The organism is Paenibacillus polymyxa, from assembly GCF_018614975.1.
GTDB classification, from domain to species: domain Bacteria; phylum Bacillota; class Bacilli; order Paenibacillales; family Paenibacillaceae; genus Paenibacillus; species Paenibacillus polymyxa_E.
On the sequence record NZ_JAGGNR010000040.1, the window covers coordinates 63,691 to 86,662 of the forward strand.

General features: G+C 44.5%; 17 protein-coding genes. 2 read left to right on the plus strand and 15 right to left on the minus strand.

From position 1 onward, the window contains the following. Positions 1 to 271 precede the first annotated feature (271 nt). From rbsB to J7E78_RS24775, 6 genes are read right to left on the minus strand one after another with little or no spacing between them, the layout of a single operon-like run. A complete protein-coding gene (gene rbsB / locus J7E78_RS24750) occupies positions 272 to 1,204 on the minus strand; it encodes a ribose ABC transporter substrate-binding protein RbsB (protein ID WP_036615972.1) in 933 nt (310 codons plus the stop codon). A gap of 14 nt (positions 1,205 to 1,218) precedes the next feature. Further along, complete coding sequence (locus J7E78_RS24755) at positions 1,219 to 2,181, minus strand: ABC transporter permease subunit (RefSeq protein ID WP_397330616.1); 963 nt, start codon at positions 2,179 to 2,181, stop codon at positions 1,219 to 1,221. Between the two features lie 10 nt (positions 2,182 to 2,191). Next, positions 2,192 to 3,673 carry a sugar ABC transporter ATP-binding protein gene (locus J7E78_RS24760; protein ID WP_215078910.1) on the minus strand — a complete coding sequence of 494 codons (1,482 nt, stop codon included), beginning with the start codon at positions 3,671 to 3,673 and terminating at the stop codon, positions 2,192 to 2,194. A gap of 14 nt (positions 3,674 to 3,687) precedes the next feature. Further along, entirely contained in the window at positions 3,688 to 4,089 is a 402-nt protein-coding gene (gene rbsD / locus J7E78_RS24765) for a D-ribose pyranase (RefSeq protein ID WP_215078911.1), read from the minus strand. Then, entirely contained in the window at positions 4,089 to 4,967 is an 879-nt protein-coding gene (gene rbsK / locus J7E78_RS24770) for a ribokinase (protein ID WP_215078912.1), read from the minus strand. The genes rbsD and rbsK overlap by 1 nt, the downstream gene beginning before the upstream one ends. Beyond that, positions 4,960 to 5,949, minus strand: coding sequence for a LacI family DNA-binding transcriptional regulator (locus tag J7E78_RS24775; protein WP_215078913.1), 990 nt, complete (start codon positions 5,947 to 5,949; stop codon positions 4,960 to 4,962). Before J7E78_RS24775 ends, rbsK begins: the two co-directional genes overlap by 8 nt. A gap of 281 nt (positions 5,950 to 6,230) precedes the next feature. On the opposite strand from J7E78_RS24775, the gene J7E78_RS24780 reads away from it, so the two are divergent. Next, positions 6,231 to 7,199, plus strand: a complete 969-nt coding sequence (locus J7E78_RS24780; RefSeq protein WP_215078914.1) for a DMT family transporter — start codon at positions 6,231 to 6,233, stop codon at positions 7,197 to 7,199. Between the two features lie 102 nt (positions 7,200 to 7,301). On the opposite strand, the gene J7E78_RS24785 is transcribed toward J7E78_RS24780, so the two are convergent. Continuing rightward, positions 7,302 to 8,435 (minus strand): serine hydrolase domain-containing protein, encoded by a 1,134-nt coding sequence (locus J7E78_RS24785; protein ID WP_215078916.1) that lies wholly within the window; start codon positions 8,433 to 8,435, stop codon positions 7,302 to 7,304. A 295-nt stretch (positions 8,436 to 8,730) separates the two neighbouring features. Between J7E78_RS24785 and J7E78_RS24790 the strand changes: the two genes are divergently transcribed. Then, entirely contained in the window at positions 8,731 to 9,945 is a 1,215-nt protein-coding gene (locus tag J7E78_RS24790) for a DUF418 domain-containing protein (protein WP_251035247.1), read from the plus strand. Positions 9,946 to 10,149: 204 nt separating this feature from the next. Here the strand turns inward: J7E78_RS24790 and J7E78_RS24795 are convergent, their stop codons facing one another. From J7E78_RS24795 to J7E78_RS24830, 8 genes are all read right to left on the minus strand, one after another. Continuing rightward, a complete protein-coding gene (locus J7E78_RS24795; RefSeq protein WP_215078918.1) occupies positions 10,150 to 12,183 on the minus strand; it encodes a peptidoglycan D,D-transpeptidase FtsI family protein in 2,034 nt (677 codons plus the stop codon). Between the two features lie 228 nt (positions 12,184 to 12,411). Next, positions 12,412 to 15,771, minus strand: coding sequence for an S-layer homology domain-containing protein (locus J7E78_RS24800; protein ID WP_251035248.1), 3,360 nt, complete (start codon positions 15,769 to 15,771; stop codon positions 12,412 to 12,414). 45 nt (positions 15,772 to 15,816) lie between these two features. Continuing rightward, positions 15,817 to 16,809 (minus strand): LCP family protein, encoded by a 993-nt coding sequence (locus J7E78_RS24805; protein ID WP_215078922.1) that lies wholly within the window; start codon positions 16,807 to 16,809, stop codon positions 15,817 to 15,819. Between the two features lie 41 nt (positions 16,810 to 16,850). Then, the gene (locus J7E78_RS24810) at positions 16,851 to 17,546 is read right to left on the minus strand and encodes an SGNH/GDSL hydrolase family protein (RefSeq protein WP_215078924.1); all 696 of its coding nucleotides are present in this window, start codon (positions 17,544 to 17,546) and stop codon (positions 16,851 to 16,853) included. A 43-nt stretch (positions 17,547 to 17,589) separates the two neighbouring features. Beyond that, complete coding sequence (locus J7E78_RS24815; RefSeq protein WP_215078927.1) at positions 17,590 to 19,422, minus strand: acyltransferase family protein; 1,833 nt, start codon at positions 19,420 to 19,422, stop codon at positions 17,590 to 17,592. A 178-nt stretch (positions 19,423 to 19,600) separates the two neighbouring features. After that, positions 19,601 to 20,749 (minus strand): WD40 repeat domain-containing protein, encoded by a 1,149-nt coding sequence (locus J7E78_RS24820; protein WP_215078929.1) that lies wholly within the window; start codon positions 20,747 to 20,749, stop codon positions 19,601 to 19,603. Next, positions 20,742 to 22,208, minus strand: a complete 1,467-nt coding sequence (locus J7E78_RS24825; protein ID WP_215078931.1) for a HAMP domain-containing sensor histidine kinase — start codon at positions 22,206 to 22,208, stop codon at positions 20,742 to 20,744. The genes J7E78_RS24820 and J7E78_RS24825 overlap by 8 nt, the downstream gene beginning before the upstream one ends. 1 nt (position 22,209) lies before the next feature. Then, entirely contained in the window at positions 22,210 to 22,908 is a 699-nt protein-coding gene (locus tag J7E78_RS24830) for a winged helix-turn-helix domain-containing protein (RefSeq protein ID WP_215078933.1), read from the minus strand. Between the last annotated feature and the right edge of the window lie 64 nt (positions 22,909 to 22,972).

Sequence of the window (22,972 nt, forward strand, 5' to 3'; positions counted from 1 at the left end):
CTCCTTATGTATTGTGAAGACTGTGTGGAACGTCAAGCTAGTATAGCAACGCATGGATTGGATATACATATCCAAAAAGGCTCTTTTTGAGCAGTCCAAAACGACTAAGTGGACATTAATTCAATTGGGGCACACTTTAATATGCTTTTAAAAGTCAATAATCTGATTGATATGTGCCCGCACGCTTCTTCCAAAATGAAAAAAGCCGCTGATTTAGCGGCTTGGTTTAGTCCTATGTTCATGTCCAAGAAGATACATGTTTTATGATGATTTACTCATTCACATTTTCCTTGGTTACCAGCTTCAATTCAGCGGGAATCGATGACTCCACCTGCTTGCCACTGAGCACATCCAGAGCAGCTTGCAATGCCAGTTGGCCAATCAGTATAGGCTGCTGAGCGACTGTTGCCGTCAGTTTCCCATCCTGAATAGATTTGATTGCATCATCATTGCCATCGAATCCGATGACCGGAATGTCTTTACCTGAGCTTTGAATCGCTTCAATTGCACCAAGTGCCATCTCATCATTATGGGCAAATACTGCCTGCACGTCAGGATTACCTTGAAGCAGATTCTCCATGACATTCAATCCTTTGGACCGATCGAAATCAGCAGATTGTTTGGAAACTACATCGAGTTGCTTATCAGCCACTTCATGGAAGCCTTTACCCCGTTCTCTTGTTGCGGAAGCGCCAGGTACACCCTCAAGTTCAATGACTTTTGCTCCCTCACCCAGTTGTTCCACAAAGTATTCAGCTGCCATGCGTCCACCTTTAACGTTATCCGATGCCACTAGTGCCGCCACTTCGCCTTTATCGGCGGAGCGATCCAGCGTGATCACGGGAATGCCCACACTATTAGCGGATTGAACCGCTGTGGAGATCGCTGCAGAGTCCGCGGGGTTAATCAGAAGTGCACTAACGCCTTGCTGAATGAGATCATCCACATCATTGGTTTGTTTGGCCGAATCGTTCTGCGCATCAACCACGATGACCTGTATTCCCTGTTTTTTGGCTTCAGCCATGACTCCATCCTTGAGTGATACAAAGAATGGATTGTTTAGTGTAGATATCGACAAACCTATTTTCTTCTGTCCATTACTTTTGTTTGGGTTAGGTTTCGCCCATTCCGGTGGCTCCAGAGAGCACCCGGCCAGAACGATGATCATCAGCATACTTATGAGTGTTACAGTCCACTTTTTCATATTCGCTTCTCTCCTTATGCTGTTTTCTTGCGGTCCAGCAGGACGGCAATGGCAATGACGATACCTTTCACAACCATTTGGTAAAATGAGTTTACTTCAAGCAAGTTCAATCCATTATTCAACACGCCGATAATCAGAACACCGATCAGTGTACCAACGATGCGTCCACGTCCTCCAGCAAGACTTGTACCACCCAATACAACTGCTGCGATCGCATCCAGCTCATAGGATGTACCTGCCGTTGGCTGCGCTGAATTCAAGCGTGATGTCAGAATTGCACCTGCCAGAGCAGCGAGCATACCTGTCAGGGAGTAGATCATAATTTTCACGCGATTAACTTTGATACCCGAGATAATGGAAGCTTTCTCATTACCGCCGATGGCGTACGTTTTGCGGCCAAAAGCCGTTTTATGCAAAACAATCCACAGAATCATGAAGGTAATCAGCATCGTGATTGCAGGTACCGGAATACCCAGCAGGTAACCACGGCCAAACAATTGGAACAACAGGTTATCCCCGAGTCCTGTAATTGGGTTACCGTTCGTGTATACCAACGTCAGTCCTCTGAATATCGTCATCGTTGCCAATGTAGCGATAAATGGAGCCATTTTACCTTTGGTAATCATCAGTCCGTTCACCATACCCATGACACCACCGAGTGCTACACCAATAATGATGGACAAGATCGGATCCAGACCGGACAACATCATGTTTGCTACAAAAGCACTGGATAAAGCCAGGATTGAGCCGACCGACAGATCGATTCCACCTGTCAGGATAACAAATGTCATACCGAAGGCAATCAGCGCATTAATCGAGACTTGGCGCAATAAATTCAAGATATTAAGCGGTTCCAAGAAACTTGGATTCAACACCGATACGATGAGAATAAGAATGATTAAGCCAAGCAGCGGTCCCAGTTTTTGGATCATATTTGAGAAACGAAAGCCGCTTTTAGCCGTTTTGTTTTCCTGCATTGTTGTCATATCACTGTCCCCCTGTGGCCAATGTCATAATGTGTTCTTGTGTTGCTACGTCCCTTGCAACCTCACCATTGATGTGTCCCTCATGCACAACCGCGATCCGGTCGCTCATGCCGAGCACTTCAGGCAGCTCCGACGATACCATGATGATTGCAACGCCGCGGTCTGTCAGTTCATTCATCAATTCATAGATTTCCCGCTTCGCCCCGACATCCACTCCGCGCGTAGGTTCATCCAGGATAAGCACGCTTGGTCCAATCCCAACCCATTTCGCGATAACCACCTTCTGCTGGTTACCCCCGGATAGATTCCTTGCCGCCGTCTCGGAGGATTGCGTTTTGATCTGTAGACGTTTGATTAGTGTATCTACGAAGTCTTGTTCTTTTGAAGTTGAGATGAAACCTTTGCTTGAGAAACTGAACAGATTCGTCAACGCCATATTTTCGCGAATAGAAAAGTCTAATACCAGCCCTTCGTCCTTGCGGTCTTCTGTAATAAACCCGATTCCATGTTTCACTGCATCTGCCGGTTTACGAATGTTTGCTTTTTTGCCGCGGATGAAGATTTCACCGCTATCCAGCGTATCCAAACCAAAGATGGTTCTCATGATCTCTGTTCGTCCAGAACCCATAAGTCCTGAGAAACCAAGGATTTCTCCCGCTCTCACGGTGAAGTTAATATTCTCGAACAACCCTTTGCTGCTTGCATTCCTTACTTCCAGAACAACTTCACCATAAGAAGGATTCCGGACAGGATAACGCTCGGTCAGTTCACGACCTACCATTTTCCGAACCACTTCATCAAAACTTGTTTGTGGAATGGTCTGCGTGTCTACCGTTCTTCCGTCACGCATGATGGTAATCCGGTCACAGATCGTAAATATCTCCTCCATTCGGTGAGAAATATACACGATGGATACGCCTTCCTTCTTCAGCGAGCTGATTACACCAAACAGCTTCTGGATCTCTCGCTCCGTAAGTGCTGCTGTTGGCTCGTCCATAATGATGACCTTGGCATCTGTCATTAGCGCTTTGGCAATCTCGATCATCTGTTGCTGCCCGACAGAGCACTCTCCCGCAGGACGTTCCAGTGGTATGTCTACGGAAAGCTTGGCGAACTGTTCTTTGGCAAGCGCTCTCATTTGTTTTGTATTGAGCAATCCAAACGATGATGTCAGTTCCTTACCGATGAAGAGATTATCCAGCACCGTCATTTCAGGCCATACATTCAGCTCCTGATGTATGAATGTGATACCCAGTTTTTCGGCTTCCTTGGGACTTCCAAAATAGTTTTCTTCTCCGTCGATCGTGATGGTCCCTTGGTCTCTCTGATGGAGACCAATCAGAATATTCATCAGTGTAGATTTGCCGGCTCCATTCTCCCCCATCAGGGCATGAACTTCACCATCCTTTAGTTCAAAATCCACCCCGCTCAGCACCTGATTCGTTCCAAACGCTTTATGAATGTCTTGCATCTGAATGTGCATTACGCAACCTCCTTTTAACCGAAATGGACTCCCGATTGTAAAATGCAATTGGCATAAGGTGTGGCTTCACCTGTGCGGATAACAGCTTTCACCTGCCGTGTTAATGCTTTGAATTGTTCGTGGCTGACGGAAGCATCAATTGCTTCTACCCCAAATTTCTCTGTGATGAATTGCATGGCTACGGGATTGCCTTCGCGAATCTCTTCAGCCACAATGACTTTCTCAATGACCATATCTTCAGCAATCACTTCCACCACTTCGCGAAAACTTGGTGTTCCCAGTTTAAGGGCCAGATCGATTTTGAGTACCCCGTCTGGTACGGGTAGACCCGCATCCGCAATTGCTATCATGTCCGTGTGGCCGAGATCAGACAGAATCTTGGAAATGTGACTATTCAGCATGCCGTTTTTCTTCATTACAGACTCCCCTCCACTTCATCACGCATTGGCATGCCGCCCTGTGCTCCGAACTTGGTCACGGACAACGATGCCGCCCGATTGGCGAAGCGTATGCTCTCTTGTAGCGGTTTACCTTCAGCCAAAGCGACTGCAAATGCGGCGTTGAACGTATCCCCTGCCCCAGTAGTATCAACAGCCTCCACTTTATAAGTTGGGACTAGAATTTCCTCTGTACCATCAAAGTAACGTACACCTTTACTCCCCTCCGTAATGAATAACTTGTTCGGATATTGACGCAATGCCTGTGCCGGACTCATGCCCTGAAACAAAATCTCGGCTTCGTGCTCATTCGGCGTGATATATGCGGCGTTGTCGATCACTTCTTGCGGCAATGTTCTCGCCGGAGCAGGATTAAGCAGCAGCGGTGTTCCGAATTCTGCACACAATGCACTTACATGAACAACTGTTTCCTCCGGGATTTCCTGCTGAATCAACACGATATCTGCATTTCGAATGACCTCAGCCGCCTCATCGACATATGCAGGAGTGACTTCGCGATTTGCCGCTTCTACGACTACGATACTATTATCACCTTCTGCCAAAATGATATGAGCCGTTCCACTTTCTAAATGTGTAACCGGTTTCACATTTTGCGTATTTACAGCATTTGCTTTAAAGTTCTCCAAAATGTCTTCGCCGAAAGTATCGTCGCCTACTCGGCCGATCATCGCTACCTCGGCACCCAGTCGTGCAGCGGCAACAGCCTGGTTGGCTCCTTTGCCACCAGGAACTGTTTTGAAGCTATCGCCAAGAACGGTTTCCCCCGCTCCCGGCCGTCTTGACGAAGTAACAACCAGATCCATTGAACTGCTTCCAATTACACATATTTTAGCCATCTGATCTCACCTTTCTCGTAGTGCCCCGTTCGATGAAACTTACGGGCAACTGTATGTTTTTATTCTCTATTGCAGCTTGTTCCACAAGCTGGATAAGTAATCCCGCCGCTTCTCTTCCCATCTCGTATGCTGGCTGATGAATGGTGGACAATGCCGGCGATAACAGGCTGCTCATCGGAATATCATCGAAACCAATCACTTGTACGTCATCAGGAACCTTTCTTCCGATCCGTGATGCCTCATGCAGTACTGCCATGGCTGCGATGTCATTGCTGGCAATGACCCCGTCTGTGTCCGTATACTTCCTGAATAACTCTTCAGCCCATACACCTGCCTCGTTAATTGAAAATGAGGTCGTCTGAATTACCCGGTAGTCTAACCCAGCATCACGGATGATTTCAATTGCTCCTTCAAAGCGATCTTGAGCGGGTCTGATCTGTGACGGTCCCTGCATAACTGTGATCCGGCGACTGCCACGTTTGATAATCTCCCTTGCAGCTAGTCTTCCACCTTCCCTGCCATCCGCATACACAGATGGACGATCAAGTGAAGTTCTGTCCAGAAACACAACGGGAATCTTCAGGTTTTCATATATTGAAGAATGAGGGTAGTTCGTTGAAGAGATCACACCGACCACGTTGTTCTGGATAAACGTCTGGATGTAATCCTGCTCCTTCCGTTCATCCTCATCACTATTTCCAAATATCAGTCTGTAATCCTGTTCCTGCATCCGGTCCTCTACACCGCGGGCCAACTGCGGGAAGTAAGGGTTGGCAATATCCGGCAACAACAGGCCAATCAGTTTGGATTTACGCTTATATAATGAGCGAGCCACTTCATTTGGCGAAAAGTTAAGCGCCTTCACAGCATCTTCCACTTTCTTGCGTGTGTCTGCATGAACATAACCTCTATCATTTATGACTCTGGATACGGTGGCAACAGATACGCCAGCCAGTTGAGCTACGTCTTTAATTGTTGTCATGAGCTGCTCTCCTCTATGTGTAACCGGTTACAGACATTAAATTATCATATTATTTTCACTTTGACAAGCGTTTTTATTCTGGAAATTTCTCCAAGTCTATTGGAAAATGCACTAAAACCCACGCCAATCAAGCCTCATGACCCGTTCTTTTTTCTGTTTGATCCACCTGAAGAACGGTTCATAAATTTATGATACAAGAAGTGGCGATATGTGATATGGTCAGTGAGGATATTAGATTCGTACATAATATATGTGCAAGAAATGCGAGGAGAAGATCGAAAGTGATAGAGAGAAATACCCTTCAGAAACCGAGTAAATTTAGTGATCCCATTTTTGTTATGCTCGTGGCAAGCCTGTGTTGCTTGTTATGGGGAAGCGCGTACCCATCCATTAAACTTGGATATATCGCGTTTAACATTCTGCCGGAAGATATTGCTTCCAAGTATGTATTTGCCGGATACCGATTTACACTGGCAGGCATGCTGCTCTTGCTCCTGTCTCGTATCGTTAGAAAACAGAAGCTCCAATTAACCATGCCTCAGTGGACAGGCCTCATCATGTTAGGTATACTGCAAACGGGTTTGCAATATATGTTTTTCTACGTTGGCGTAGCCAATACGACAGGTGTCAAAGGCTCTATTATGAACGCAACTACGACCTTTTTCAGTGTTGTTCTGGCTCATTTCATCTACAAGAACGACAAATTAAGCAGAAATAAAATCGTTGGCTGCTTGCTTGGATTCGTTGGCGTAATCATCGTAAACTTCCATACGGATCTGCTTGCTTTTTCCTTTTCATTCACAGGCGAAGGCTTCGTTATTATAGCGGCACTTGTTTTTTCCGTTACAGCCCTTTACGCAAAACGTCTCACCGCTACGATCGATGTTCTGATCATAACAGGTGTCAGCTTATTCGTCGGGGGACTGGTACTTACAATGTTGGGTCTATCACTTGGCGGTCGGGTCACCCATTTCACCTTGGAATCCACCAGTAACTTAATCTACCTCGCTTTGCTGTCATCTGTCGCATTTTGTCTATGGAATATGCTTCTCAAGTACAACAAGGTCGGAAGAGTGTCTGTCTACAACTTCCTAATCCCTGTGTTTGGAGCTTTATTATCAGCGTTATTCCTGGGGGAAACGATCTTGGAACTGAAAAATCTGGCTGCATTACTGTTCGTGTCGGTTGGCATTTATTTAGTCAATCGTGTACGTTCTGTGCAAAGTTCTAATAACAATCCAATGAAATAGATTACGCGTCCACTTCCATGGATAACAAAAAAGGGGCTGTCCCATAAGTCATAAAAATGGCTAGGGACAGCCCCCTTCAAGTAAATACGAATACAATATGATTTACATACAGGAATACACGACATTACGTAAACGTCGTTGAACGTATGGTTCCTGACTGTTTAGCAAGTGCTGTGCATACATGACTGTAAGCTCTGAATCTGGATCAATAATAGCCATACACCCCGCTGCGCCGCTCCACCCAAACTCACCAAGGGGGCTAAGTGAACCACTGCCTGCTTTGGAGATATGAGTACGGACACCCAGTCCATAGCCGTATCCATACATATGATCCCAGGAATAATCACCGCGGGTCATCTCGTTCAGGTGATCCGTTCGCATCAGTTCCACTGAAGCTTGTGACAGAATGCGTACGCCTTCAGGACTTGTACCACGCCCAGTAAGCGCGTTCAGAAACAGTGCATAATCGCTAACGGTTGATAGCAACCCTGCACCGCCGCTCTCCAGCTCCGTACCCACACGGAATCCATTACCATCCAGACGGACAGCCTTCTCAAGCTCATCATTATAAGCATATTGCGGAATCAGACGTGTCTGCTGCTCATCGTTCAGATTAAACGCTGTATCGTTCATACCAAGTGGTCCGGTGATTTCGTCTCGCAGATACATACCAAAACTTTTGCCACTTACCACTTCCACTAAGGCTCCCAGCACATCATGACACATACTGTAATTCCAGTGTGTCCCTGGTTCAAACAGCAACGGTTCTTTCGCAAGTGCTCTCGCGAAATCGCGTGTCGGCAAGGTTCCGTTGGTGCTTTTTACAGCTTCCTGAATGCTTGGAGAACCTATATCATAGGAGAACCCGGCAGTCATAGTGAACAAATCACGTACGGTAATGGCTCTTGTTGCCTTTTCGAGTCGGATCTCCCCATTAGCCATCGTTTTCTTTACCGTCATATCAGCATACTCCGGGAGATAATCGGACAGCGGATCACTTAACAGCATTGCCCCTTTCTCCACCAGTTGCAGCCCTGCCACGCAAGTCATAATTTTGGTCATGGAGTAGAGATTGAAGATTGCTCCATTCGTGATGGGCGTTTGCTCTTCTAGATTAGCGTAGCCGCTACGGTAACGGAAAACGGGTTCATTTTGATGAATGACCAATACTTCTGCCCACGGAACACGCCAGGATGTAATGCGGTCGATAAATGAAGCAAGTGGTTTAAAGTCCATGTTTTCCCGTCCTTTTATGTATTATCGTTGATCAAGGTGGATGTTCTCTATGGTTTATCCCATAATCCACATACTACTAATATACGACCATTCTCTTGTGATGACCACCATCAATCTTACGCCTCTTAGACACTTTTGATCTTCTCTGTTTGTCTCTTCTCAGCTACTCTCCTGTTACATTTTGTTTACATGTTGATCAAACTTTAGCGACATCTTGCCGTTACTGTGGAAAGTGTGGAATGGATAAGAACATCTGTTATTCGCCGCTATACGACATGTTGAGGAGGAACAAGAATTGTCAGTTCAATCGCAATCGCCGGATGAATCCGGAAATGACAATGAAAAGCTAGCAGACAACAACGAAACCGTTCAACGAAAGAGGTCTGCTCAGGAGAAAAAGACACAAGGTAAAACGTTAGGATCGGGACGCCTTATGGCCCTCGATGCCGTGAGAGGTCTGGCTGTAATCGGCATGTTTCTACAACACTTTGCAGTATCAAATGAGAGAACTGCATTCGTAGCCGGGAATACAACGCTGTTATTTGTTCTCTGTGGAGGTATTTCTTACTCGATTATGGCTCAACGAATGAAGGAGCGTGGAACAGATGCATCTATTTTTCGATCAAAGATGCTTGCTCGTGCAGTATTTGTGGATGTAATCGGATATTTGCTAATTATGCTAAATACCCCTTATGGCATCATCTTACCTGCTTACGCTGCCATGTTTGTATTCGGATTGGTGCTAGTTCACCGCTCGACTCGCGTACTTGTGTACACCACAGTTGCCCTATTACTGCTGGCTCCGCCACTCATGATTCTCGGGATGAGTTACTTATCTGGAGCATATCTTCTCAAAGATATTGCTGGTGGTCCGATGTCTGCTCTCGCACTTGCTCCTGCTTTCGTTGCAGGAATGACTATTGCGCGTTTCAATTTAACCAGTAAGCGAATCGCAATGACACTGGCAATCGCCGGTTTCATTATGTTAGTCATCGGTAAGTTACTTGGGACTTATGTTCTCCCGGACCTTACTATTTCCTTCGAGTCGTGGCTTGTTAGCATTTCGGATTTAAGCCAGACTCCACCTGACGAATATGCAATCTGGCCACTTAATATAACGCCGCCACAAATGTGGCACATGCTCCTACAGACAGCTCCGCATACGGCTTCCACGTTCCAAACACTTAATGGACTTGGACTTGCATTCTTGGTATTAGGACTTGCATTCCTGATTCCAAGAAAAATAAGCGTTCTGTTAACTCCTTTTGCAGCAGTCGGGCGTGTCGCCCTCACGATGTACGCTGCTCAATTCGTCATTGTGTGGGTGCTGACAATCTTGGGAATTGATTATGATTTAAGTTGGATTCCACTTAATGATGTACTCGTTATGTTCATCACACTTCTGATCGGCTCTATCATTGCTCGTATGCCCAATGGTCCGCTTGAGTCAATGATGCGACGCTTCGACCGGATTTTCAGTTCCTTCGGTCCCACATCGACCTCCAAATAAAAGTCTGATGAATTGAACATGCTTCTAACGAAAGAGTCCACCCTCTCGGGTGGGCTCTTTAGAGCTTTTATATCATGGTTAGTCCATCAGCCTCAATTTCAGCCATGTCCAGAACGGACTTGATCCGTTTCTTATCAGGCGTTATTACAAAAATGCGACATCTCAGTATTGTATAAGATGTCGCATTTATTCTTGTTTTTTCGCTTATTCACTCTTTAAATCATCGTTAGCAGTTTTCTTAACGTCTTTCTTAGGTACAAGACCATATTCCTGATCATACTCGTCGAATATGACACGGGCTATAGGTGCTGCACTGGTTGATCCGAAGCCGCCTTCAGGTATAACCACCGCTACAGCCAGCTTTGGATTTTCACGAGGAGCGAAAGCAATAAACACTCCGTTATCAACTGCCTTACCACCAATCAACTGTGTAGAAGTTCCTGTTTTCCGAGCAAAATCATAAGCGAATCCATTGAAAGACGATACTTCTGTGGACATGCCTCGTTGCACTTCGTCCCAGTATTCATCCTTGAATTTGACTTGATCCAGTACCTTTGGTTGTACTCTCTCTATAACATTGCCTTTGGAATCACGAATTTCGGAGACTAGATGGGGTTCCATGCGCTCTCCTCTATTAGCTAGCATGGTTGCGTATTGTGCCAGCTGTAATGTCGTATATTTCCCTTGTTGTCCAAAGGAAGCATATGCTAGGCGTGTCAGAGAACTCTCCTGGTCATTCATATACTCACGATACCCAAGATATTCGTTAGGTAAATCAACTCCGGTAGACACACCAAGCCCGAATTGTTTCATGTACGTATCCCATACATCGATTCCTTTATTGCTATATTTCTGATATAGTTTTTTACCGATCTCATCGATCATAAATGGGTTTGAAGATTGGCGAATGGCATCTCGTGGACGTAAAACCCCGTATACGTGTCCTCCAGCGTTCTGTACCTTACGGTTGTCCCCACCAAACGTTGTATATCCTTTATCGCTATAATACGTGTTTGCGTTGAAGAAACCTTCTTTGAACCCAATAAGCACGCTGAGAGGTTTAATTGTGGAACCTAGCAAAACAACAGATTCTGCACGTTTGTTCGAATTATCCTGTGGGAAAGCTCTAATCGTCCCATTCTGATAAATATATTTAAGATCATCATATTGATCCTCCGTGATACTGCCCGTTCTCCAGATATTCGTATCGTAATCGGGCAGGCTTGCCATGGCTACGATCTTCCCTGTTTCTACTTCCATTGCAACCGCAAAACCAGTTTTGGCATTTGGATGAAGTTTGCCTGAAACAGGATTACCATGAAGCCACTTTAACTGGTCCGTAATTGCCTGCTCTGTTTTAAGCTGAATTTTTTTGTTAATTGTCGTAAACAGGTCATAACCTTTCTTTGGCGGACTTGAACCAGGAACACCTTCTGGAAGATTACGCAGGTTTACGTTGACTGAACTATATCCATTTTTCCCACGCAGGATATCCTGGTACTGAAGTTCCAGTCCATCAACTCCAACAAATTCATTCTCAACATATTTTAAGCCAGGATCTATTTTCTGTTTATTCTCTTCATCAATCTCCTTATACTTCTTTAGCGTTTTTGAGCTTTTGAACTTTCTCATGTATCCAATTGCTTGTACTGCAACTGTATCAGTGTCATAATATCGAACACTTTCTTCGACGATCTGAATACCCTTGAATTCATCTTTGTGCTGTAAAAAATAAGCTACTTCCTTATCTGAAAGGTCACTCTTGATCAGGCGTGGAGTATAACCATTCATTTTTTGATAGTTCAAATCCATTGCTTCAATAATTTCATCTATAGATATAGAAATTGAATCTTTTGTCTTATATTTTTCAAGCACACTATGGATCCGTTTCGCCAAGTCTTTCGCTTCATCAACATCAGGATTGGGCTTGTTCTTTACGTCCGCATAGTTTTTGTACAGAGTCAGATAAAGCGTTTGAATCGGTTTGGAATAGGCTAGCTTCACTTCACCGGTAGCATCATAGATGGTACCTCTTACGGATGAGAGCGGTACAACTTTGGTAAGATTGTTTTCTTCCAGTTTACTTAGTTCAGGTCCTAGCACGAATTGCACATGAGCCAATCGTAAAATAATAACCGCAAATATAATAAAAGAGGCAAAGAAAAATACGTTCATCCGATAAATTAAGCGTCGTTTCTCCGAGATCTCTTCCTTTTTGTTGTGATCTTCACTGTCCATTTCTGTACCTCTCTCATTCTTTTTTTGTATATGGCTTATATCTCTTATAAAAATATAATCAATGGATGTCGCGAAAGTTTGATGACGATGTAAACAACTTGTCACAACAGATACCTCTCTTTTTGTGACTTGGAAAACACCTGTAATATGGGTCAGTTCCGTAATAAAGGTGTTTAAAAACTCACGAAAAACCCCACTCGAATTCGAATGGGGGTTACATTTTTGTGTTTATGTCGGTTCTTTCTTCAATTGCATCATCCGATGGATGATCACCGCAGCTTGTGCCCGGTTGGCAATTTCTTTAGGACCGAAGGATGATGAAGTGAAACCTTTAAGAATATTTTTTTGGGTCAACCATGCGACAGACTCTCTCGCATACGGAGCAAAGGTGTTTCTATCCGTAAAATGGGATAACGCTTCATCCCTGTTGCTACTCGTATTCTGTTGAGTCAATTTCAGAACATTCGCAGCCATTTGAGCCATTTCTTCTCGCGTAATCGCACGATTGGGCTCAAACTGTCCGTCTCCTACGCCATTAACCAGCTTGGATTCAACGGCTGTGGATATATAGGGATAATACCAACTTGACGATGGAACATCACTAAACGAACTTTTGGCTTGTAAATTAGTCTGATTGAAGCCTCTTACAAGCATAGTCAGAAATTCTGCACGGGTCAGTGATTTCAATGGCTCAAAACGATTCTCGTTTGTACCCTGTACAATTCCCTGACTTTCCAAGTCACGAATTTCGTCTCCTGCCCATGCTTCAACGTTGTCCAGATCACTGAACCCCACTGTTGGTTTTACTGAGTCAGCATGCCCTGTAGCATTGAATATTGAATTTGCCAGCAATCGATATTGATGTTGAGAATGTGCGTTGTTCGTTAAATCGTTAGCAAAAACGGTCATATTTCTGTTTTTTTCTTGATAGGTGAAAGCCATGATCTGTCCCTTGGCGTCGTCATGTCCTGGCCACCAGCCTGATTTGTAAAAGTTGTCCTTGTTGCTGAATGTAGCAAGTACTTTTGCATTTTTCGGAATGGACTTAATATATGATCCTGTTACAGTGTATAGATACTCCTCATCATTGTAAGGCCCTGTAATTACATTATCCTGCTTGACGTCTGCCAGGAATACCCCTTCATAACGATCCCATTCAGGTCCGCCATAAGTGAATCCGGGAATCAGATCTTTCACAATCATCATGCCCATACTTCCATACGCGATAAAAGGTTTCCCTTTCTCGATCTGATCGTTAGCTTCAAACATATTAACGAGTACATCTGCCTTCTTCGGATCTGCTGTGACATCAAAGCCCATTCCTTCCAGAACAAATTCGTCTGCACCTAAGACCCCTACAGTCGTACGTTTCAGCTCCTTTCCATCGGCTTTGCTGTCTCCAAATGCATTCACTTCAAGTAAGTATTTGGAAGCCAGCGGAACCAAGTCAGTATAGGAAACGACAAAATCACCTGTTTCGTACGCTTCCCCACTTGAAGTCAGCATGGTTACATCCTTGCCTGACGAAAGTAACTCATTGACCGCTTGAATTGCATCGTTATTCGTATTATGGATGAGCACATATCCGGTTTTCTCTGGCATTGTTGTTGTCGGAACCGATACAGCGGTTACGGGCGAAGTCTTACTTGCAAAAGCACGCGGCTCACGAATTGCATAAGAATCAAAACCGCGCAAATCAGGGAAATCTTGAATAATCTCTCCAGTTAGCGCTTCAAAATCAGATACATTAATTCCGTCATACAAAACGAGGTTAGCCATTCCCCTCAGTGCTTGATGCATATTGATAACAAATGATCCTGCGGGGTACGTCTTCTGATCAACGGTGACAGCTTCGGTGGAACGTTCGACCTGAACTCCGTTGCGGAGAAGATACTCTATCATACGATAGGATTCAAGTGCATTTTTTTGAACGCTTTTGTCCGTTGGCAACACATAATATTCCGGGAAGAAGTTCTGGTTCCCTTGACGCGGACGTCCAATTTTTTCATTTTTGGCATTAACCAAATATGAATCAACTGCTCGACTGTCTATATTTTTAACTCCGCGCTTATAAATTTCCAATTGGTTCGTAAACAGCTTTTCTTTATGACCCATGACATACGATGTAGCTCCTGCAATACTGTAGTATAAGGCGTTGGTTGATTCTTCGTTATTTTCCGGAGTCTCGAGCGTATGTCCTAATGCCCCATGATGCATGGCGAATACCGCAGTATAGGCGGGTGATGCATCATCCCAGTTCGTAGCAGTACCTTTTGACACATAATTGGGGTCTTTCACAGTTTTCTGATGCTCTTCATAAGGAATATGATAATAATCATATTTGGTATTGGCTATTCCTGCCTCCCCCATCGCTTTCGCTTGTTCCAGCATGTTATCGATCACCAAATCATATTCGATGTTCGGATCATGCGGCGGCGTACTCGGTTCAATCAGGAAGTTGGAATCGAATCCATGCAAATCGAGAAACGACAGAGGAGACCATTTGGCAATCTGCTCCGTAACGCTGCGAGTCTCCGGTTGGGTCTGGTAAGAGTTATCCCGATTCAAATCGAAATAATTGGCATTTCCGCGTGTTGTATTAACGCGTCCGTCCGGATTTTCCGTGTATACGAACAGAAAGAAAGCTTGATTCAGGACATCATTGACATCCAGAGAAACTTTGCTTGCCTTGCCACTCGGCAAAGTCGTGTTGTAGGCGATCGTCTTATCCAATGCCATGGATCTAAAATAATTAAAGATGGCATCGACACCTGGAGATTCATTCGGGTGAATATTATTGATCCAGATCGGTACAGCATAGTCGCCGAATGCACCTGACTTGATTTCATCCTGTAACTTCTCGGGGTTATTCATCATGGCAGGATGAGTAACCTTTTGATATTTATCAACCGTTGCCTTATCCTTGGAAACAATCGTAAGATAAATATCTCGACCTTCCACTGACTTTCCAATGGATGTCGTTTCAACATATCGGTTATTTTGTTCAGCTGCCAGAGCTGTAACGTTGTCAATCTCTGATTTCAATTCATCATAAGGAATAAAGCTATCATAAGGTGTCAATTTCACGGGTGCCTGGGCAATCACTTGACCGTTATTGGCTACCGCCGCCAGCTCATATGTGCCCATCAGTGTTCCAAATAACTGGGCCTGCAAGCGTGCTTCGGCCAGATTGGTTGAACCATAAGCCAGATCAAAAGTAACATTGGCCGTTAGTATTCCTTTATCCACCTTCACAGCGCTAACTTTGATGAACGACGGACCGGTATAGTCCCCTTGCTCATACGTTTTCCATTCAGATAAAGGCTTTCCATCATACGTCCAGCTGATGTTTTTTGCACTCACATTTGCAGGCAAATTGAACTTGACTTGAAAGGTTCTTTTCTCCGTCATCGATGCGATATTTTTATTCATCATCAGCTGCTGAGGCTTGGGCACGTTTCGCGCCGTATCCGTCACTGTATTCTGTGCGAAAGCAGCCATAACTTTACCATCAATTGTTGTACTCATCACAAGCAACAGTGAAACCATTAGTGTAGTTAAACCTCGTTGTACCATTTTCTTAAACATCTTGCTCCTCCTTCTCATTTCCCCATCCCTCCGGTCCCTGGCTAACTATTGATGTACAGAATCCTCAGTTTCAGCAGGCTCGGAATCGTCGGCTTCCAGAATGTCCCGGACATAATCCTGCAAATCCTTGCTGCTTGTTACGCCCAATACCGCTGCTCTTCCAACATATTTCTCCTCCAGTAGCTTCGTTGGCGGGATTTGCTCGCTTGCCTCCATCTTGCTTTTATATCCGACCGATGCCAGTTGCCACATATCGTTCACCGACAGATTCGTATCCATATACGGACTCACTTCTTCCAGAATCGTCGGAAGCTTCATGATGGATGTGGTGCTTTTCATTTTCTCAACGATCGCATTGGTGAAATCACGCTGACGCTTCGTTCGGGAATAATCCGAGAGAGCATCATGACGGAAACGAACATACTGAAGTGCTGTCTTGCCATCTAAATGTTGCTCCCCTTCTTTCAGATTGATATCGTACTCATGGTTATCGGCTTTGCTCTCGTAGGTCATATCTTTCTCAACATAAAAATCAACCCCGCCTACAGCATCTACAAGTTTGATAAATCCCTGAAAATCTGTGTATACATAAAATTGAACTGGAATACCCAGCAGATCGCTCACCGCACGCATAGCGGTTTTGGGTCCATGGGTGACCGCTGTGTTAATACGGTTCTTGCCATGATCAGGGATGTCCGTATAGGTATCCCGGAGAATGGAGAATACATGGATACGCTTTTGGACAGGGTCCAGCGAAACGACCATCATACTGTCCGATCTGGGAATCTCATTTCCCTTGTTTCCGCGTGCATCTACGCCCATTAATAAAACATTAACCGGCTCCGTACCTAACCACTTCGGAGGTTCTACGGCTTCCTCCTCACTCGCAATCACATCAGAGAAGGGAGAATTCCCCGACGTTTTTTGCAAACTTTGCAAACCTTTATATAAGGACAATGAGTAATAGAGTCCAAAAGCAACAACAGCAATAACAATAATGCTTAATACCACTGCAATTCTTTTCTTGTTTAACGACATATGCTTACTCCTTTTCTATATCTTCAATTGAGGAATTCATGCTATTTATCCTGTAAGCCTTGGATAAGCAGTGAAGCATAAAATCGGCTACCATCCGGCTTGAGATGTACCCCGTCTTTATAGAAAAAATCATCTTTCCCTTCGCTTGCGGCATACCAATCCACCACTTTTGTATTATCGAACTCCCCTCCCCCTACAACATCCTTGATGTGCGAATTCACCGTATCTTGCCAGCCTCTGGGAACTCGAGTTGTTACAACCAAAACCTGCTTGGCTTCAGACAGGGATGTGAGCAAATTACGCAGTTGATCTTTCGAGAACGGACCGTTGGTTCCAAGTTCTATAATGATGTGGTCTCCCAACTTCCCTTGTGCACTTAATTCTTGAATTAACTTACTGGCCTGCGACATCTGTCTGCCGACCTTTCCCTCAACGATTGCTTTTGGAAGCTTCTCCTTGAGGTACGGCTCTACTCCAATGATGACAGAGTCTCCAATAACCGTAACGCCTTGCCCATCGATTGACGCAGATTCCGACACTTCAGTCTTTTGCGAATTAACGTGCTCTTTTGGCTCTGATTGCGTTAGGTTTGAAGCATTATGGAACGATTCAAATGATTGACTATCCGCTTGTTCATGTCTACTTTCGGAGGAGGCTAGCGAATGAAACCCCAAGTATCCCAAGACGATGACCAGGAGTGTAAGCCCCCATACCATCCATGCTTTTTGTTTTTTCATTTTCAATTCCATCCTTTCATTCATATCTCTCTTGTATAATTATCTATGAATTCGGTTTGAGGTGTTCAACCAGTTGAGACGCATAGTAGCGAGCGCCTTCCGGGGTCAAATGAACACCATCATCCGTGAATAACTCACTTCTGTTCTCACTGGCTGTATACCAATCGATAATGCTGACATTTCGATAGCCAGTTGCAACTTCTCTCAAAGCATCATTAACAGTATCTTGCCAACCTCTGGGCACCCGAGTCGTTACCAGATAGAGCTGTTTGTCCTGCAAAGAATCTAACAACGTTCGCAGTTTGCTATTGTTAAAGACTCCATTACTTCCAAGTTCAATGATGATCCGGTTTCCTAATTGCCCTTTGGCTCGCAGTTCATCCACTACCTCTTGAGCACGAGACATTTGCCTGCCAACCTTACCATCAACCACAATGCCCGGAAGCAACTCTTTCATATGGGACTCCACATCCAGTGTGATTGAATCACCGATCAATGTGATACCGATTCCCTTATTAGAAGAGCCGTCCAGATCATCGTCCTGACTTGTTTGTTGATTGTCATCAGCGACCAACTGATTGTCGTCAGAGTCTGCTTGAGCATGATCTTTGATCTCCTGATCGTCATTTTGTTCAGTACTTTGAATGCTCACCGGTTGAGCTAAATCAGGTTGAGCCTTGGTTCCACTCGTTATCCAGGATTGAGTAATAAAGAACATGATTAGCGTTGCACTCAATCCAAGCATGGGTTTAAACCGCTCATGACGCCAAATGTCACGCCATGTTGCACGGAAATGCCCCTTGCGAATCGGCTCTTCGATCAACTCATACGATACGATGGACAATCCGACAGTGATGGCGAGACGCAGCAGAATTTGTGTTAATTCGAGTCCTTCACTACTGCCCTCTGGTTTCATCAAAATAATCACGGGATAGTGCCAGATATACAGGCTATAGGAACGCTTCCCCAGCCAGGTCAGTGGTCGACATCCCAGAATGTTGCCCAGACGGCTTGCCGGATGAACCAGTACGGCAATGATTACCGCTGTGACCAAGGACAGACTAAGAAAACCGAACTGGTACAAAGAATCATCATATTGATTCGTACCATGAATCCGTGTGATCAGGACGAATACTCCCAGTGCACCAATCACATCAAGTGATGTACGTGCTACAGGTGAAATCCTAGTACCCAGTTTCCAACTCGGCCATACAACGGCCAAAGCTGCGCCAATCAGTATGGCGAAGGCCCGGGTATCTGTTCCGTAATACACTCGGCTTGGATCTGTACCGGGCACATACATCAGAGTCATGGCCAGCGCAGATAGGAGAGCCACTCCCAACATGCACAACACCAGCTTCCCACGCCGTGGTGCGAACTTCAGACCCAGAAGCAGTAAGATCGGCCATACCACGTAAAACTGTTCCTCAATGGAAAGTGACCATAGATGTCCAATAGGCGAAGCTGGACCGAAACTCTCGAAATAGGAAACTTCATGAAATATGAGATACCAGTTATTCACGTAAAATACAGAAGAGATAAAGTCACCTTTAAGTGACAGAAGTCTGGCAGGGTCCGAGGCTAATAACCACAATGCAACCAGCACAAGCATGCTCAACATCGCAGGTAGTAATCTACGGAACCTTCTCATCCAGAAGTTCCAAATCGATACGTAATGGTTCATTTTCCACTCGATGAGCAGTTGATCCGTAATGAGATATCCGGAGAGGACGAAAAATACGCCTACTCCCAATAATCCGCCTTGGGCCCACTTCAAATCCAAATGGTAAGCAATGACAGCCATAACAGAAATAGCTCGTAAGCCATCAATTCCAGGCATATAACGCTTCATCGGTTGATTCAGTTTCCCACTCATATGCTTCATTCCTTGTCTGTATATGGGCTATATCTCTTTTATTAATATAATCAGTGGATGTCGCCAAAGTTTGATCAAGATGTAAACAAGTTGTCACAACCGTGCGATCTTGATTGACAACGAAAAACACCCTTGTCACGGACATACTCCGTGACAAGGGTGTTTAAATAAAGTGATGTTACTCTAATTCGATAATGAATGCAGGCTCCCCTGTTGTGGGATCATCATTTTGGATGATTTTTGGGTTGGTATAGATCTTTGGCCCTTGAATGAACAAACTTGTATTATCTGGACTCCATTTAATATTGAGCGGTAGAATCCCATGATACACGGGTTCATTGTAAAGCACATTTCTACCTTGCATTTTGCTGACATACACAACATCCTCATCTTGCAATGTGTATGCAATAAATTTTTTGTCGCGCGAGAATTCAAATGCAGACACCCTTTCCAGTATTACGGAAAGCTCCCCGTTTCGAAGATCATACTCGTACAGCGTCCCGTCCCGACCCAGAAAGGCAAACTGATTGTTTCCAATCCAGTTCGTTTTATTATCGGCAATTTCACGTCTATACTTGCTCTCGAAGTGTCCATCTATCAGTTTGCCGAGCACGACAGTTATTTTGCCCGGCTGAGTGGAGGCATATAGCTTAATCAATGCACTACGCCCATCATTCGATACTTGAACACCAAGAAGCGTGTCACCCGCATTAAATTCATTTAATACGTAAGAATTGGATGCCTTGGATGTAGTGTCATAGATCCGCAGCGTATTTATATTACTTTTAGCAGCGTCCAGGATCAGATAACTTATATATTGGCTATTGTCAGACCATGACATACTCTGAAAGTACATCTGACCTTTTGAGCTGAATGTGTCGACTGCAGTTTCTTTCCTGTCCTTAATGGAGAATAACTCCAAAGTGGCAACAGTTCTGGTTGTGCGAATATCAGCGACATGGGTACCATCGGGCGAAAATGTCATTCGGTCATTATCCATGCTGATCTCCGAAATGTTTTCACTTTGTTCAAACGGATAGGACAGCTGTTTCAACATCAAACGCTCAGGATAGCCTGGGGATTTGAATGCACCAACCATCGCGTTCGTTGAAGACCATCCCCACCAATAGCCCTTATCCATATTCTCATCAGGAAGACGATAGATTTTTTTGACTTGAACAGGACTTAGATCCTGATGTATTTGTTCGGATGTTTCGTTTCCCGATATGATAATGGTTTCGTTCTGGAACCCGGTACCGCAGCCTGTCAGCAGAAGAAACAGCAGCACCAGGAAACCCCATCCCCCTGCTCTGTATTTGCTAGCCATGACGATTCCCCTCCTCTACGGATATTAAACGGTTAAAATCTACAGTAACTGCGGTATGGTTATCCTGATTGACAATAGAAATTGTACCTTGCAATTCATCCACAATGGATTTGACGATACTTAAGCCAAGCCCTACGCTGCCCTCTTCTGAGTCCTTGGGATGAGCCAGATAGAAGGGTTCGAACAACTTGGAGAGCTGCTTGGCATCGATTGGATCACTTGCATTCTCCACGATAAATCGGATTTTCCCGTCCACATGTAGTCCTTTCACCTTGATGTCCGAGAAGTCCAAACTGTATTTGATGGCATTATCCATCAGATTAATAAAGAGTTGGCGAATTCTGTCCTCCTGGGCGAGCAGGTATAATTCGTTTTCAATATCTACCTTTATGCTTTTTTTGTAACGTTGTGCACGGATCGACATGGATTCACAGACATCACGAAGCACGGCTCCGGCTTCAACGGTGTCCATTTCCTGGATCGTTGCATGACGGCGGGAGACTTCAAGTAGCTTGAGAACCATCTTATGCAGACGCTTGCTCTCCTCGATGATGTGGTTCATTCCCTTTTCAAAAAAGTTTCGATCCCGTTCTCCGTTGGCCTTAATTAACTCGGCATATCCTAAGATAGAGGTTAACGGCGTCTTGAGTTCGTGGGTAATATTATCAAAGAAAAGCTTTTCTTGCTGATGCAGCTCTTTGAGATGATCGCGATCCTTTTTGATAATGCTCATCTGCAGGTCAATCTGATTAATCATGTCGTTAAAATTATCAGCGAGCCTGCCGATTTCATCCTTTCGTTTGAAACGAATGCGAACGTCCAGATTACCATTCTTCACCTCGGAAGAGGCTCGAGCAAGTTTGCCCAGTGGAAGGGTAATGTGTCTGGACAGGATGAAGGAGAACAAAAAGGTTACCGCAAAAATGGCTAGCGTAATGTAGAGCGTAGTATCCAGAATCCGACTGCTTTGCTGATATAACAAGCTGAAATCTTTGTAAAAACGCAGAATCCCTACTTTGGACCCATCGATCACCACGGGGTATGAGAATAGAACAGATGTCTTATCCTCGTTATAATTGATGTTATATGCGGTCTTGCCATGGATGGCCTCTTGCAAATCAGTTCTCTTCGGTTCTGCAAATAAAGACTTGTCCGTTGCATACAACAGCTCTCCGTTAACCGTGTATACACCGACACTATTCCCTGTGGCATAATTCAAGTTATTGCCCAATTCCTCAGCCATCTCTCCGAAATACAGTTCATTATTGGTAAAATGGTTAATCAGGAAGGTTTGACGTACATAAACGTTACTATTATTTTTAAGTCCAACGAGTTCTGTCGTAATCAAATTTTGATTGCTGGTGTGAATGATCTGCTTCACCGTTTGACTCAGCACGACAAAAGAAAAGGAAAAAATCAACAGGAATCCCACAAGAAATTTGATGCTGATTTTATGCATGTTAATCACCCATTTTTTTGAACTTGTATCCGATTCCGAATATCGTTGCAATGTAGTCCGTTGCATCCAGTTTTTTGCGAAGTCGCTGGATATGTGTATCCACAGTTCGAGTATCCCCTACAAAATGATAGCCCCATACAACATCAAGCAAGTCAGAGCGGGTAAAGGTTCTCCCCGGGTTCTTCACCAGAGTCATGAGCAAGTCATATTCCTTCGGCGTTAATTCAATCGGCTGACCTTTCTTGTTCACGACGCGTTCTTCGACATGAATCTCGATATTATGAAAACGAATGACTTCAGTATGTAGATCATGTTGATCCTTGAGACTGGATTGCTCCAATCGACGAAGAATCGTCCGAATGCGAGCGATCACCTCACGAAGATCGAAAGGCTTGGTGATGTAATCATCGGCGCCGAATTCAAGGCCCAATACCTTGTCGGTAATGTCTGATTTGGCGGTAATCATGAAGATCGGGATGTTGTACTTTGACGTAACCTTTTTGCATATATCCAGTCCGCTCTGATCAGGAAGCATCCAGTCCAGAAGTAACAGATCAGGTTGAAACAACTCTATCTCACGCATACCAGCTGCTCCACTTGAAGCAATACGTGTTTGAAAACCCTCCATGGAGAGCCCGTATGAAAGCAAATCCGCAATCGGCGCATCGTCTTCAATGATTAAAATTTTGGCATTATTCATTCTAGTCCTCTTCTCATATAATTAACTTATGTCTCTTCCATCGATGACATTGTTTCTTATGTTA